General features: G+C 62.7%; 15 protein-coding genes. 11 read left to right on the top strand and 4 right to left on the bottom strand.

The features are described from left to right. Positions 1 to 50 precede the first annotated feature (50 nt). From FQ320_RS22070 to FQ320_RS22050, 5 genes are all read left to right on the top strand, one after another. Positions 51 to 470: a hypothetical protein gene (locus FQ320_RS22070; protein WP_370513094.1), complete on the top strand. Its 420-nt coding sequence runs from the start codon at positions 51 to 53 to the stop codon at positions 468 to 470. A gap of 4 nt (positions 471 to 474) precedes the next feature. Then, positions 475 to 1,095 (top strand): MotA/TolQ/ExbB proton channel family protein, encoded by a 621-nt coding sequence (locus FQ320_RS22065; RefSeq protein ID WP_148475466.1) that lies wholly within the window; start codon positions 475 to 477, stop codon positions 1,093 to 1,095. A 13-nt stretch (positions 1,096 to 1,108) separates the two neighbouring features. Then, positions 1,109 to 1,519, top strand: a complete 411-nt coding sequence (locus FQ320_RS22060; RefSeq protein WP_187394031.1) for a biopolymer transporter ExbD — start codon at positions 1,109 to 1,111, stop codon at positions 1,517 to 1,519. 138 nt (positions 1,520 to 1,657) lie between these two features. Then, the gene (locus tag FQ320_RS22055; RefSeq protein ID WP_148475464.1) at positions 1,658 to 2,062 is read left to right on the top strand and encodes a biopolymer transporter ExbD; all 405 of its coding nucleotides are present in this window, start codon (positions 1,658 to 1,660) and stop codon (positions 2,060 to 2,062) included. Further along, on the top strand, positions 2,062 to 4,137 hold the full coding sequence (locus FQ320_RS22050; protein ID WP_148475463.1) for a DUF4384 domain-containing protein: 2,076 nt from the start codon (positions 2,062 to 2,064) through the stop codon (positions 4,135 to 4,137). The genes FQ320_RS22055 and FQ320_RS22050 overlap by 1 nt, the downstream gene beginning before the upstream one ends. 4 nt (positions 4,138 to 4,141) lie before the next feature. Here FQ320_RS22050 and FQ320_RS22045 read toward each other — a convergent pair whose 3' ends face one another. The 4 genes from FQ320_RS22045 to FQ320_RS22030 form a co-directional block, all read right to left on the bottom strand. Continuing rightward, positions 4,142 to 5,710 (bottom strand): caspase family protein, encoded by a 1,569-nt coding sequence (locus tag FQ320_RS22045; protein WP_148475462.1) that lies wholly within the window; start codon positions 5,708 to 5,710, stop codon positions 4,142 to 4,144. Between the two features lie 4 nt (positions 5,711 to 5,714). Then, the gene (locus FQ320_RS22040) at positions 5,715 to 6,791 is read right to left on the bottom strand and encodes an OmpA family protein (RefSeq protein ID WP_255509666.1); all 1,077 of its coding nucleotides are present in this window, start codon (positions 6,789 to 6,791) and stop codon (positions 5,715 to 5,717) included. Between the two features lie 131 nt (positions 6,792 to 6,922). Further along, positions 6,923 to 7,606: a hypothetical protein gene (locus tag FQ320_RS22035; protein ID WP_148475460.1), complete on the bottom strand. Its 684-nt coding sequence runs from the start codon at positions 7,604 to 7,606 to the stop codon at positions 6,923 to 6,925. 1 nt (position 7,607) lies between these two features. Then, positions 7,608 to 8,360, bottom strand: coding sequence for a hypothetical protein (locus FQ320_RS22030; protein WP_148475459.1), 753 nt, complete (start codon positions 8,358 to 8,360; stop codon positions 7,608 to 7,610). Positions 8,361 to 8,752: 392 nt separating this feature from the next. Here FQ320_RS22030 and tssA point away from each other — a divergent pair, with 392 nt between their 5' ends. The 6 genes from tssA to tssE all read left to right on the top strand — a co-directional run bounded on the left by tssA (position 8,753) and on the right by tssE (position 13,806). Continuing rightward, positions 8,753 to 9,778 carry a type VI secretion system protein TssA gene (gene tssA / locus FQ320_RS22025; protein WP_148475458.1) on the top strand — a complete coding sequence of 342 codons (1,026 nt, stop codon included), beginning with the start codon at positions 8,753 to 8,755 and terminating at the stop codon, positions 9,776 to 9,778. A 68-nt stretch (positions 9,779 to 9,846) separates the two neighbouring features. Then, positions 9,847 to 10,350, top strand: coding sequence for a type VI secretion system contractile sheath small subunit (gene tssB / locus FQ320_RS22020; protein ID WP_148475457.1), 504 nt, complete (start codon positions 9,847 to 9,849; stop codon positions 10,348 to 10,350). 12 nt (positions 10,351 to 10,362) lie between these two features. Beyond that, entirely contained in the window at positions 10,363 to 11,859 is a 1,497-nt protein-coding gene (gene tssC / locus FQ320_RS22015) for a type VI secretion system contractile sheath large subunit (RefSeq protein ID WP_148475456.1), read from the top strand. Between the two features lie 84 nt (positions 11,860 to 11,943). Continuing rightward, positions 11,944 to 12,432 (top strand): type VI secretion system tube protein Hcp, encoded by a 489-nt coding sequence (locus FQ320_RS22010; protein WP_148475455.1) that lies wholly within the window; start codon positions 11,944 to 11,946, stop codon positions 12,430 to 12,432. Between the two features lie 65 nt (positions 12,433 to 12,497). Then, positions 12,498 to 13,316: a type VI secretion system accessory protein TagJ gene (locus tag FQ320_RS22005; RefSeq protein WP_148475454.1), complete on the top strand. Its 819-nt coding sequence runs from the start codon at positions 12,498 to 12,500 to the stop codon at positions 13,314 to 13,316. After that, the gene (gene tssE, locus FQ320_RS22000) at positions 13,300 to 13,806 is read left to right on the top strand and encodes a type VI secretion system baseplate subunit TssE (protein ID WP_370513093.1); all 507 of its coding nucleotides are present in this window, start codon (positions 13,300 to 13,302) and stop codon (positions 13,804 to 13,806) included. The genes FQ320_RS22005 and tssE overlap by 17 nt, the downstream gene beginning before the upstream one ends. Positions 13,807 to 13,809 lie beyond the last annotated feature (3 nt).

The raw sequence follows: 13,809 nt of genomic DNA, 5'->3' as shown, positions 1-13,809 counted from the left end.
GTGTGTTCTCCGTGTTATGGGGCAACGGATCACGCGGGAGGGCGGGTTTCATGGGACGGATGGCTTTGATGACGGTGGCGGCGGCTCTGGCGCTGGGCGCCGGGCCCGGATGGGCGCAGGACGGGCGACTGACGGTTGAGTTGAACAAGGTCGAACCGGGCGACACCGGCGGGTGCCGGGCGTTCTTTTTGTTCCGCAACCGCACGGCGCAAACTCTGGACGGGTTCGAGATGAGCCTGGCAATCCTGAATGCATCGGGGGTGATCGATCAGTTGCTGACCATCGACGCGGCGCCATTGCCCGCCGGGCGCACGACGCTGAAACTGTTCGAGATTCCGGGCGCGAGCTGCGATGGTATTTCCGAGATCCTGCTGCACGACATTGCCACCTGTCAGGCGGGCGGGGAGGACGCGGATTGCTTTGCCATGGTCGATCTGGTCAGCCGCGCCGATATCGGTCTGACGAAGTGACCCGATGAGCGGCGCGGGCGACATTCTGTCTGACGGCGGGCCGATCATCTGGATCCTGATTGTGCTGTCGCTTCTGTCACTTGCGCTGATCGCTGTGCGGATCATGGCCCTGGCGCGGGTTCTGTCGGGCCGGGCGCGGCGCGATGCGGCGCTGGACAAATGGGCCGGACGTGACCGGAAAGCGGCGCGCGCGGCATTGTCGGCTCCGGTGACGCCCGCCGACCGGTTGCTGGCGCAGGCGATGGCGGGGCTGGACAGCGGCCGCCCGCGCCGGTTGCTGGACGAGGATCTGGAGTGGCGCGGCAATGCCGAACTTGCCGAGATGTCGACCGGGCTGCGCCTGCTTGAACTGATCGCCATGGTCAGCCCGCTTTTGGGACTTCTCGGCACCGTTCTGGGGATGATCGAGGCGTTCCGCGAGTTGTCGATGGCCGAGGGTTCGGCCAATGCGGCTTTGTTGGCGGCAGGCATCTGGCAGGCGCTTCTGACCACGGCGGCAGGGCTGATCGTCGCAATTCCCGCAGCGCTGGCCGCCGGTCTGTTGGGCGCGCGGGTGGAACGTGCCGCACAGATGGCCGAGGCGGCGGTGGGCCGGCTCTATGCCATCGAAGACGGGCTGGAGTGACGCGGAGGGCGCGATGCAGCTGAACCGCAGACAGGGGCAGGGGGCGCGGATATCGCTGGTGGCGATGATCGATGTGCTGATGATCTTGCTGGTGTTCTTCATGGTCACTTCGACCTATCTCGATCTCGATATGGTGCCACTGGCCGGACAGGATGATGTCACCGGTGCCGCACCGCCCGGCGACACCACACGGCTCTTGGTGCTTTTAGACAGCAGCGGCACGATCAAGGTGCAGGGCGCAGCGCTGAGCCCTGCAGATCTGTCGGCGCTGGTGGCCGCGCGGCTTGGCGAACGCCCCGGGCTCGAGGTCGTGGTGTTGCCATCGGGGCAGGCGGATGTGCAGGCGCTGGCGCGGCTGATGGATGCTGCCGTTCAGGGCGGCGCGGGGCGGTTGCGGATCGTGCGGCTGGAGGGTGCGCCATGAGCCGGTCGCACCCTTGGCTGCGCCATGCTGCTGTCGCATCCGGGAGGTGCGTTATGAACTTGTCGCATCCCGGAGGTGCGTCATGAGCCTTCGATTTCCACAATGCACGATGAGCAAGTTGCATGCCGCAGGTGACCCATGAAGCTGTCGCGTCCGATCCGCCGCACGCCGCCCGAAACCATCGTCGCGCTGATCGACGTGGTATTCTTTTTGCTGGTGTTTTTCATGCTGGTTGGTCGGATGGATGCCACCGCACCCTTTGATGTATTGCCGCCGATCGCGGTCAGCGGCGCCGACATGCCCGGTGGCGGGATCACTCTGTCGGTGTCGGCCACGGGTGATCTGGCGCTGGACGGGGTTGTTCTGCCGCTGGATCGCGCGTTCGAGGAACTGGCGGCACGGCTGGACGGGGCGCCGGAAACGCTGGTGCGGATCAATGCTGACCGGGCTGCGCGGCTGCGCGATGTGTTGCCTTTGTCGGCCCGGGCCGAGTCGCTGGGCGCGCGCCGGGTCGTGTTGGTGCTGACCCCGGGGGATGGGTGATGCGTGGCGCTCTTTGGGTTGCGGGCGGTGTCGTGTCGCTGCTCGCGCACACCGGGCTGGCTGTGCTGGTGATGGCAGCGGTGCGCCCCGGCCCGCCACCTGCTCCGACGCTGTCCGAGCCGGAGTTTGATATTGCCGCCTATCCCGTGCCCCAGAACCGTGCCGACGAACAGACGGCTGATGCCGATGCCGCGTCCGAGTCGCAACCCGTGGGCGCAAGGGCAGGGGGTGCGGCAATTCCGGTGCGCCGTGCTGCGCCGGCAGAGGCGGGGGGGCGGGCGGTGGCCGCACTTGCGGCTGAGGGAACGCGCGCCGCGCCGGTGGATAATCCGGCTGTGCCGCTCGTTGCCACGCAAGAGGCGGATCGGCTGCCGACGGAACCTCCCGACGCGATGGTGATGGCACCGATCGAACCCGTTGCGCGCGCCGGTGTGGCTGCGCCGTTGGAGGGCGCGCGGGTGAATACAGCCGCCGGGGCAGGTGCGCCGCTGTCCCCGCTTGCACCCGAAGCGGGGATTGCCACCGCCGAAATCTCACCCCCTGCGATGGCGATGGCACCGGTCGATCCCGGGACACAGCCGATGCCGACAGCCCCCTTGGCGGCGGCGCGGTTGGACGAAACCGTCCGCACCGACGTTGCTGTGGTTTCGAATCTGCCCGATGCCGGGGTTGCCACGGCTGAATCTGCGCCTGCTACCGTCGCGGTGACCATGCCACCCGATTCCAACGCCGTGACTGCGCGCGAATCTGCGCCGGATCTTGTGGCGGCGGTTGCGCTGTCTGCTTCGCCCGAAGCCGTTTCTGTCGTGACCCCGATGGCGACACCGGCCCGTATTGCCACCGTCGCTTTGCCCTCTGTGGCTTCTGTCACGCCTGAGGCAGAGCCAGCCCGCGTTGCGGCTCCGGTGCAGGTCGGAGTTGCCGTATCGTCCGCCGATGCGGTGACCTCTGCGTTGGCCGGGACTGCCCTGTCGGCCCGGCAGACTGCACGCATCGTCCCGGCGGCTGTCCGGGCCGATGGGATTGCCCCCGCGTCCGCTCCTTCGCCGGTTTTGCCGCCGCAAGGCGTGCCTGTATTGCCGGGGTCCGCGCCCGCCGCCCCGCTGGATGCTGTGGCCGGGACAGCGGCAGCCGTCGCCCCGACACCAGCCGGAGGGGGCGAACCGCTGCCGATCCCGCTGGATGCGGCATCCGTGGCCAGCGTTGCCCCCAGCGCCGCCGCCGCACCTCCCTTGACCCCCGACAGCAGCAGGCAGACCGCCGCATTGGCCTGGAGCGGTGATGCGCCGGTGCTTGACCCCGTGTCGCTGGCCGCGATTCAGGCGTTCAGCCGGGCGGGCGATCCTGTCGCCGATGGTCCGCAGGTCCGCGACCGGATCGGCGCGCTGCTGGCGGAGGTGCCCTGTGCGCGGCTGCAAACCGTGTTCGATCCCGAAACCGGGCACCTGCGAGTGCGGGGTCATCTGCCCGAGGACGGGCTGCGCGGGCCGGTGATGCAGGCGCTGAGGGTCGAAGTCGGGCAGGCGATTCCGGTGCTGGACGAGGTGATGATCCTGCCGCGGCCACAATGCGGGATTCTTTCGGCGATTGATGCGGTCGGGCTCCCGCAGTCTGACGATCAGGAGGGCGATCCGCGGGTGGTGGGCGATGTGCCCTTTGCCGCCGTCAGTGAGTTCAGCGAAGGTGAACTGCTGGAGTTCGAGGTGCGCGGCCCGGATTACCCGGCCTATTTCTATGTGGATTTCTTCGATGCCGAGGGTCAGGTGCTGCACCTGCAACCCAACGAACTTGTGCCCCTGCGCGCCATAGACACGCGCGAATTGCAGCGCGTGGGCTTTGGTCCGGATGGCAAGCGGGCAATCACGATCACCGTTTCACCCCCTTTCGGGCAAGAGATCATGGTGGCCTTCGCCAGTTCGGTGCCGCTGTACGACGGCATCCGCCCGCTGGTAGAACCTGCCGGACCCTATCTTGAATTTCTGCGCGACCGCATAGCGGTGGCAAAGGCGGGCGATCAGCCGGATTTTCGCGGCGAATGGTTCTATTTCTTCGTCACCACCCGGGCTGCACCCTGATCACCTATTTGCAATCGTTCTCTGCCCAGCGTCTGAGGTTTGCCTTGAACCCGCCGCCGTATGGATGTTGTTTTGACAGCGCGCGTTCGGCATTCGCGCTGAGATAGGTCTGCGCCTGAATGCACAGATTTTCGCGCTGCCAAGTGTGGCATCCGGAGCAGTTCTGATTTTTCCAGTATTCTTCGGGCAGCCCCTCGATCGGGGGAAACAATGGCGATCCGGTGATCAGCTGTTCCAGAGTCCGGCCGACCACGCCGTCGCCGCCAACCGCAAGGGGTGCATCAAAGGTGACCGCCTCGCCGTTGTTGGGGGCAGGCTGGGCTACGGGTTCCGCTGCAGGTTCGGGGGCAGCTCCGGGGGCAGGTTCGACCGGCAGGGCGGCAGAATTTGCGGGCTTCGTGTCAAGGATCGTGATTTCAAAGGCGGCCAGTTCGGCATAGGTGCCCTCGGGCCAGACATCGAGATAGGCCTGATAATCCGCCTTCTGTCCCGACGTGCGGGCGCGTTCGATCATCTCCCGTTCACTTTCGCCGGGCAGATCCGCAGTGGGATCAGACTCCGGGCCCGTATCGGGATCGATCGCGGGCGCGGCGCGCGAGGGCTCGTTGGGTGTGACGGCGGCCAGCCTGTCGGTCCCGGTCGGGGATGCCTCGGCTGCAATCAGACGGCTGAGCAGGGCCGTCGCCTCGGCACTGTGGCGGCTGGCGGGGTTGGCGCGCAGAAACAGCAGGATCTGAACCGGATCGCTGGTGCCTTTGATCGAGGCCCACAGCGCATCATCGGCAGCCTTTTCACGGTCGATTTCGGGCGCTTCGACAAAGCTGAAATTGCGGGTCAGCGACGAGGTATCCCAAGGCACCTGAGTTCCGTTGGTCGCACGCAAAACGTCGATGCGGACACTTTTGAACATCTGTTCGATCGGCACCCCCGGTTCGGTCAGATGGGCGGCCAGCGCGGCGGTGAACGGGCTGTTGATACTCTCTCCGTCCAGCGCCACCGCGCCGGGGGCCGTGGCATAGGACAAAAATGTGCCGGTGGGTGCCTTCATCTCGGCCAAACCGTTGTCGTCCATGTCGGCAATGTCGATGAAGGGATTGTTGCGGCAGGCGTCAAGGATCACGATATTCGTGCGGTTCTTGGCAGAGGCCATTTGCCGCAGAACCGCCTGCGCCTCGACCCCGACCAGCGCCAGATCGGCGGCGTCGGTCAGCGCGACATCACTGGGCAAAAGATAGTTGTTGCCAAACGACTGCACCCCATGACCCGCGTAATAAAACAGGCCGGTTGCCTCGCTTCCGGCGGTGCGCAGATCGCGCCCGAACCTGCCGATGGCGCGGATCAGATCGGTCTGTCGCACGTCGTTCAGCAGCGTCACGGTAAACCCCGCCTGTTCAAGCGTTCGGGCGATCAGCCGTGAATCCGATACCGGATTATCAAGGCTCGGCACCGCGTCGTATTTACCGTTTCCCACCACCAGCGCCAGACGCTCCTGCGCGGCTGCGACTGTGCTTGCCAGACAAAGCAAAGCGAGCGCGGCAAATGTCACCAATACGCGGGAGGCGGGCAGGGTCATCGTATCATCCGTTCAGGACCGCGAATTCGATGCGGCGGTTGCGGCGGCGGTTGTCGGGGCTGTCGTTGGAAAAGGCGGGGCGTGCTTCGCCATATCCGGTCGGGGTGATCTGCGCCGGATCGGCGCCCTTGGTTGTCAGGTACTCCGAAACCGAGGCTGCGCGCCGTTGCGACAGCCGCAGATTGGTGGCGTCGCTGCCCAGGTCATCGGTATGGCCGCCCACCTCGACCCGCAGGCCGGGGCAACGGCGCACGATGTCCACGATCGAGTCGAGCAGGAAGAAGCTGTCGGGGTCCAACGTGGCACTGCCCGAGGTGAAATTGATGTTGTCGGTGCGCGACAGGATTTCGAACCGCCCGACGCAGGCCGCAAGATCGAAATTACCCGCTGTTTCCACCGCCGCAGCGGGTGCTGTATCGGCCGGGGTAGGGGCAGGGGCGGCAGGGACGGCGGCGGCGGTGACTGCCGCCCCCGAGGTGTTGCGCGCAAAGGTGAAATCGAAACTCACCGTGGCGGAGGGCACGATCTTGACGTTCGCCGCCTCTTCCAGTTTGCGGATGCCATTTTCCAGCCCATAGTCCGCCACAGCAACCGATATCGGCGCGCCCGAGGCGACGGCCACCAGATCATCGCTGATCAGGGTCACCGCGACTTCTGCCTCGCCCTGCTTTTCAACCCCATGCAGACTCAGCGCATAGGGAATCGTGATCCGCTTGCGCCGCACCTGAGGCAGATCAGCCAGCAGCGCGGGGTCGATGGTGGCCGTCAGAACCGCCTCGGGGAACTGGAAGGTTTCGAAAAACAGGAACCGCATGCGTACATTGCGCAGATCAACCTTGGTATCGACCGAATCCAGCTTGATGCGGATCGTGGTTGTTCCATCCTCGGCTATTGTGCCCTCATAGGCGGCAAAACTTGACGATTCGACCTTTGTTTCGTTCTTGACCGATTGAAAGCGCAGGGCGGAACCGTCCGCATTCAGCGTCCATCCACCGGAAAAAGGGTTGTCCTGTGCAGCCGCAGAGAGCGCGGGGAGGGTCGCCGACAACGCCAGAACGGCGGCCCACACGCCCTGTTTCATAAAGCCAGTCCGTGCCATTCGTCCGCTCCCCAATCCCATCCATCAATGTGTCAGCCTAGCAAATTCGCCAGTCCGAGGATACGGGGGGTTTCCTGACCCGGCCTGCCAGAGGCGCTTTTTTCAGCGGCGGTTCAGCTTGCGCGCAACAGGACCTTCGTCGATCCCACGGCCAGCGCGATCTGCTGATAGGCGACCTTGCGGCGCTCTGATGTTTGCGACGCGCGCAACAGCAGGGTCTCGGCCTCTTCGACGATGGCCACCGCTTCGGCCGTTGCCTGCGCCAACCGTTCAGGACGGATGGGCACGATCGGCCGGGTGCTGCGCTGGGGTGCCACGCCGGGCGCACGCAGGTTGGCGGGGCGTTTGCTGGGCGATGCATTGCGCCGGGCCGTGGCGTTCAACTTGCGCGCTGCCTGTTGGACGATCTGTTTCGCCTCGGTATATTCGCCGGTGTCGGGGATGGCTTCGGCCACCTGCTCCAACTGGTTCGACAGGCAATCAATCCGGTACGCCAGATCAGGCAGACGGGCACAGAAGGTCTGCGCGCTGTTGATGCCCCGGATCAGATTGGTGGTTGCGGTCGGCGAAATCTCGGTGCCGATTCCCGTGCCGATGCCTGTCGTATTGATGATCCGGCGCCGCTCCGATGGTTTCGTCAGGTCCTGCGGCACGAAGACCGGGCTGGTGAACGGCGGTACGAAAGGTGGCACGAATGTCGGACCCGTGGGGTTTTCCGAACCTTCGCCGCCAAGGGCAGGCAGCGTCAGGGCCAGAACGACCGCGGCACCACCGAGAATTTTGAATTTTGTCATCATGTCAGAACAGATCCTGCAGGAAATAGTTCACGGCAACGGTCAGCCGACGGTTGTCTTTCTGGTCGAATACATCGTGCACAGTGGCGCTGATACCCAGATTGTCGACCCCGTCAAAGCGGAACGACGCGCCGATGTCCGCATACTCCCCGCTCCAGGCTGCGCTGACGCCGAGGTTCTCATTCAGCCCGATCCCGGCGCCGAAAAAGATCCCCGGGTCGGTATCGTTGTTGCGCACTCCGGTGCCCGCGCCAAGGGTAAACATAACCGGCAGCGAGGTGGTTTCCGAAAATTGCAGACGTGTGAATTTGGTCAAAGACAATGCCGCCTCGGGGTCGCGGCCATCCACATCTCCCCATGGAGTAAGATAGTCGAGCGACAGGCCCAGATAGACCGGATTGTCGCTTGCCACGACCCGGCGCGAGAATTTCAGGGCAAGATATCCCGAGTCGCCAAAGTCGTCAGTCAGCGAAGTGATCTGCGTGGTGAATTGCACGCCGATTCCGTCTTCCGCGCTGCCAAAGCCCAGCCCGAAGGCCAGCGATCCGTCTTGCGTGTCGGGCGCATCGACGCGGTTGGTGGTGCCCGCAAGACTGACAAAGGCCAACCCGCCGGGTGCGACGGTTCCCGACGGGATGCCCAGCAAAGTCACATGTTCACCCCGTGGTGCGGGATCGTCCTGCGCCCATCCCGGCACGGCGGCCAGAACGGTCATGGTCAGGGCAGTGGCGCAAGTGCGGGATGCATGTTTGATCATCTGGAAATTCTCCCAACTTTCACAATTGGTGCCCGGTCGGACGGTTTTCGGTCAATGGTGAATATCAGTTTCCGGTCGATTTCCCGCGATAGTGACGAATGCGAGACGTTTTCGGAGTCGGATCTTGCGACACCACCTCTCGATCCGTTGCCGCACAGAGGCGTGCGACCCCGGACCAATTTTATTGCTTTACCAATCTTTGTGACCTAACGTCACCTTAAGGATCGTCAGAACCCGTCAGAGGTTCGCGCAGCCGGGAAAGACATTTTTGATTGAAGACCGGCAAAGTTCTGCCGGCGTCGATATATTTTGACAGTCATCCGTCTGTCGGGTGTTTCCTTGCGGCATTTTTTTGACGGTCAACATATTTTAGACCTTGCGGAGAGTGCTGCGTGTCAATTTTTGCCCAGATCCATGGCGAAGACGCCCCCAGTGGCGAAAACCTTGAATATGAAAAACTGTTCACCGACCTTTTGCTTGCGGCCCGCCCCGAGGAAGAGCGACAGGCGGGAAGCGAGATCATCGCCGCGCAGGAACCCGACGCGAAGCTGATCGTCGAACGGGCAGTTGCGGTGCTGTCGCAATCCAACGATCTGCGGGCCGCGATCCTCTATGGCTATGCGGCGACACGGCTGCACGGCTTTGCCGGACTGGCCGAGGCAACGGGGTATCTCCGCAGCTGCCTTGAGGACTACTGGGACAGTTGCCATCCACAGCTCGACGCCGAAGATGACGACGACCCAACCATGCGGGTCAACGCGGTGCTGGGGCTGAGCGATGCTTCGACATTGCTGGCGGCCGTGCGCAGCGCGCCTCTGACCCTCAGCCCGAATTTTGGCCGCCTGTCCCTGCGCGATATGGCCATCGCCGAGGGTGAGTCCGCGCCGCCCGCCGGCATGGACAATCCGCCGACGGCGCAGACCGTTTCGGCCGCCTTTCAGGACACGCCCGCCGAAACCCTGCAAGAGATTTTCGCGGCAATCGATGCCGCCCTTGCCGATGTCGTCGCGATCAACGGGGTGTTTGATGAACGTTTGCCGGGGCAGGGACCAAATCTGGATGCACTGCAATCCTTGCTGAAAAAGGCCCGTGTTGCACTGGCACCGCTTGTTGACGTGGCCGAGCCTGAACCGGTGCAGGGCGATGCCAGCGCCGGTGCTGTTCCGGCTTCGGAAAATGCGCCGTCCACTGCTCGGGCGGCGGTTCCGGGGGCCATCGAGTCGCCCGCCGATGTGGAAAAGGCTTTGGACCGGATCATCAAATATTATGCTGATCATGAACCGTCCAGCCCGCTGCCAATCCTTTTGCACCGTGCGCGCCGCCTGATCGGTGCGGACTTCATGACCATTGTCCGCGATCTGGCGCCCGCCGGCGTCGACAACCTGAATCTGATCGGAGGTATGGAAAACCCGGAGTGACAGGCCGTGGCCCGCGCCACTAAACATGAAACCAACGCGAAAACGCTCAGACCGACAGGGAGACAGCGATGTCCAGTTCGCAGAAATTCATTGCCCGCAACCGCGCGCCCCGCGTGCAGATCGAATACGACGTAGAGCTTTATGGCGCCGAAAAGAAAGTGCAGTTGCCTTTCGTCATGGGCGTAATGGCCGATCTGGCCGGTAAATCCGAAGTGGCCCAGCCGGGCATCGCCGACCGCAAGTTTCTGGAAATAGATGTCGATAATTTCGACAGCCGGATGAAGGCGATGAAGCCGCGCGCGGCATTTTCGGTGCCCAACACCCTGACCGGCGAGGGCAATATGTCGGTCGATATGACCTTTGAAAGCATGGAGGACTTTTCGCCGGGGGCCATCGCCGCAAGGGTAGGGCCGCTGAAGAAGCTGCTGGATGCCCGCAACGAATTGTCAAACCTGATGAGCTATATGGACGGCAAGCCGGGTGCCGAAGAACTGATCGCCGAGACGATGAACAACCCAGAGCTGCTCAAGACGCTGGCCGCCGCGCCCGCGCCCGCAGACGACAAAGAATAGGGAGGCGCGACAATGGCCGAAGAAGCAACCCAGTCTGCCGCCGCCGAAGGCGCGACAGAAACCGCAGACAGCGACTTTTCCACCCTGCTGCAAAAGAACTTTAAACCGCGCACAGACACGGCCAAGGCCGCTGTCGAAAATGCGGTGAAAACACTCGCGGCGCAGGCGCTTGAAAACACCTCGCTGATCTCGAACGACGTGCTGCATTCGTTGCAGTCAATGATCGCCGAGATCGACCGCAAGCTGACCCAGCAGGTGAATGAAATCATTCACAACGCCGAATTTCAGCAGTTGGAATCGGCGTGGCGCGGGCTCCACCATCTGGTGAACAACACCGAGACGGACGAACAGCTGAAAATCCGCGTGATGGCGATTTCGAAAAAGGATCTGCACAAGACCCTGCGCAAGTTCAAAGGTGCAGCTTGGGACCAGTCACCGATCTTCAAGAAACTGTACGAAGAAGAATTCGGACAGTTCGGCGGTGAGCCCTATGGCTGTCTTGTGGGCGATTACCACTTTGACCACTCGGCACCCGATGTCGAACTTCTGGGCGAGATGGCCAAGGTCGCTGCGGCCTGCCATGCGCCGTTCATCACCGGCGCCGATCCGTCGCTGATGAATTTCGAATCCTGGCAGGAACTGGCCAACCCCCGTGACCTTGCCAAGGTCATGAGCACACCGGAATATGCCGGCTGGAAATCCCTGCGCGACAGCGAGGATTCAAAATATCTGGGCCTGACCATGCCACGGTTCCTTGGTCGTCAGCCCTATGGTGCGAAACAGAATCCGATCGAAGAATTCGCCTTCGAAGAGGATGTCGGACAGGCCGAAAGCGACAAATTCGCCTGGGTCAACGCCGCCTATGGCATGGCCACCAACATCAACCGCAGCTTCAAGGAATATGGCTGGTGTTCGCGCATCCGCGGGGTTGAATCCGGTGGTACGGTCGAAAACCTGCCAACCCACACCTTTCCGACCGATGACGGCGGTGTGGATATGAAATGTCCGACCGAAATCGGCATTTCCGACCGGCGCGAGGCAGAATTGGCCAAACTTGGGATGATGCCGCTGATCCACCGCAAGAACACCGACATGGCGGCGTTTATCGGCGCGCAGTCGTTGCACAAACCTGCAGAATACGACGATCCGGACGCGACTTCGAACGCCAATCTGGCGGCGCGTCTGCCCTATCTTTTCGCCACCTGCCGGTTTGCCCACTACCTAAAATGCATGGTTCGCGACAAGATCGGCTCTTTCAAAAGCCGGGACGACATGGAGTTGTGGCTGCAAAACTGGATCAACCAGTATGTCGATGCCTCTCCGGCGCATTCCTCGGAAACCGCAAAGGCAAGCAAGCCGCTGGCCGCCGCCGAGGTCGTGATCGAAGAGGTCGAGGGGAATCCCGGCTATTACTCCTCCAAGTTCTTTCTGCGCCCGCATTACCAGCTTGAGGGGCTGTCTGTGTCCCTGCGGCTGGTGTCGAAGGTGCCGTCGGAAAAGACGGCATGACGATTTTGAAACCGTGCGAATTTCGCGCGGAACCATTTCAAACCCAGGTGGCCACGGTCGCCGCAATGACGAAGGAGCATTACCATGGCTGTTGACCAGTTTTTCAAGATTGGCGACATCAAAGGCGAGTCTCAGGATGACAAACACAAGGATGAGATTGACGTTCTCGCCTGGTCCTGGGGCGTCAGCAACAGCGGCTCGACCCACATGGGCGGCGGGTCGGGGGCTGGCAAGGCCAATTTTCAGGACATTTCATTCACCAAATATATCGACAAGTCGTCGCCGATCCTGTTGCAGCACTGCGCAACCGGTAAACATATCGGCGAGGCAAAGTTGGTGGTGCGCAAAGCCGGCGGCACGCAGATGGAATATATCCTGTTGCACATCAAGGATCTGATCGTGTCCTCGATCAGCAACGGCGGATCGGGCGGCGAAGACCGGCTGACCGAAAACATCACGCTGAATTTCGGCAGCTTCCACATGAAGTACACCGAACAGCTGAAAACCGGCGGCGCGGGTGCGCTTCCCGAATTCAAGTACGACATCGCGGCCAACAAGGCCGACTCGTTCTGATGAACCCCGCCCGTTCCCGCGTTCTGCGGTGACGGGCCCTTTTTTTTACTGACGGGAGATTGCGCATGACTGCCGATGCCGCCGAACTTGTCCGTCAAGGCGATCTGAACGGCGCGCTTGACGCGTTGCAGGCGCAGGTACGTGCGAAACCCGCCGATGCAAAGCTGCGCATTTTTCTGTTTCAACTGCTCTGTGTTCGGGGCGACTGGAAACGTGCGATCACGCAGCTGAAACTCTGTGCCGAGCTTGACCCGACGGCGCTGCCCATGGCCCAGACATACCGCGAGGCGATCATCTGTGAGGTGTTCCGCGAAAAGGTGTTCACCGGCGAAAAGGATCCGCTGGTTTTTGGTGAACCTGCCGAATGGATTGCGCTGCTGGGGCAGGCGGTCAAGGCGCTGGCCGGTGGACAGCCACAGCAAGCGGCCGATCTGCGGGCGCGCGCCTTTGACCTGGCACCATCTTGTGGCGGTACGCTGAACGATACGCGGTTTGAATGGATCGCCGATGCCGACATGCGGCTTGGTCCGGTTCTGGAAATCGTCGTCAACGGGCGCTATTTCTGGATGCCGTTCACTGCCATCGCGAAACTGGTGGTCGAAGAACCCGGCGATCTGCGCGATTGCGTCTGGAGTGCCGCACATCTGACCCTGCACAACGGCGGCGACACTGTGGCGCTGATCCCCACCCGCTATGCCGGGACGGCCGAGCGGGGCGACGATGCCGCGCGGCTGTCGCGGCGGACCGATTGGCTGGATGCGGGCGGCGATACCTTTGTCGGCCTTGGCCAGCGGTTGCTGACGACCGAAACCGGCGATACCGGGCTGATGGATCTGCGGACACTGATCATGGATGCCCCCGAAGCGGATGCTCCCGGTGGTTGAGCGCACGATCAGCGAACACCTTCAGCCCTCGTTGCTGGACCGGCTGACCGACGACGAACCGGAGAAATCCGGCGAGGCGCCGGACCGGCGGGTCATCGACATCAACCGTCTGCGCGATATCGTTCGCCGCGATCTGTCTTGGCTGCTGAATGCCACCAGCCTCGGGTCGGCATTGGACAGCGAGCGATATCCCCATGTTGCCAATTCCGTGCTGAACTATGGCGTTCCCGATCCGTCGGGCGGTTTCTCGACCGAAGAACGCGCCCATGGAATCCGCAGGATGATGCAGGCCGCGATCCGCCGGTTCGAGCCACGGATCAACGAAGGCACTCTGGATATCCAGTTGCGGCAGGAAACCGATGGCCGCCAGTGTGTCGTCGCCTTCGACATCGTCGCCGACATGTGGGCCGAGCCGATCCCGCTGTCGTTGTACCTGCGCAGCGAGATCGACATCACCACCGGAGAAGTCACCCTAGAGGAACAGCGATAACCA

Source organism: Oceaniovalibus sp. ACAM 378, from assembly GCF_008085915.1.
Taxonomy (GTDB): Bacteria; Pseudomonadota; Alphaproteobacteria; order Rhodobacterales; family Rhodobacteraceae; genus Oceaniglobus.
This window is presented reverse-complemented; position numbering and strand designations above follow the sequence as displayed.

Bases quoted from the DNA above. Each gene is read 5' to 3' on its own strand.
- FQ320_RS22005 (WP_148475454.1), top strand. From the start codon at position 12,498: ATGACTGCCGATGCCGCCGAACTTGTCCGTCAAGGCGATCTGAACGGC.
- FQ320_RS22070 (WP_370513094.1), top strand. From the start codon at position 51: ATGGGACGGATGGCTTTGATGACGGTGGCGGCGGCTCTGGCGCTGGGC.
- FQ320_RS22050 (WP_148475463.1), top strand. From the start codon at position 2,062: ATGCGTGGCGCTCTTTGGGTTGCGGGCGGTGTCGTGTCGCTGCTCGCG.
- FQ320_RS22045 (WP_148475462.1), bottom strand. From the start codon at position 5,710: ATGACCCTGCCCGCCTCCCGCGTATTGGTGACATTTGCCGCGCTCGCT.
- tssC (WP_148475456.1), top strand. From the start codon at position 10,363: ATGGCCGAAGAAGCAACCCAGTCTGCCGCCGCCGAAGGCGCGACAGAA.
- FQ320_RS22010 (WP_148475455.1), top strand. From the start codon at position 11,944: ATGGCTGTTGACCAGTTTTTCAAGATTGGCGACATCAAAGGCGAGTCT.
- FQ320_RS22060 (WP_187394031.1), top strand. From the start codon at position 1,109: ATGCAGCTGAACCGCAGACAGGGGCAGGGGGCGCGGATATCGCTGGTG.
- FQ320_RS22040 (WP_255509666.1), bottom strand. From the start codon at position 6,791: ATGAAACAGGGCGTGTGGGCCGCCGTTCTGGCGTTGTCGGCGACCCTC.
- tssB (WP_148475457.1), top strand. From the start codon at position 9,847: ATGTCCAGTTCGCAGAAATTCATTGCCCGCAACCGCGCGCCCCGCGTG.
- tssE (WP_370513093.1), top strand. From the start codon at position 13,300: ATGCTCCCGGTGGTTGAGCGCACGATCAGCGAACACCTTCAGCCCTCG.
- FQ320_RS22065 (WP_148475466.1), top strand. From the start codon at position 475: ATGAGCGGCGCGGGCGACATTCTGTCTGACGGCGGGCCGATCATCTGG.
- FQ320_RS22030 (WP_148475459.1), bottom strand. From the start codon at position 8,360: ATGATCAAACATGCATCCCGCACTTGCGCCACTGCCCTGACCATGACC.
- FQ320_RS22055 (WP_148475464.1), top strand. From the start codon at position 1,658: ATGAAGCTGTCGCGTCCGATCCGCCGCACGCCGCCCGAAACCATCGTC.
- FQ320_RS22035 (WP_148475460.1), bottom strand. From the start codon at position 7,606: ATGATGACAAAATTCAAAATTCTCGGTGGTGCCGCGGTCGTTCTGGCC.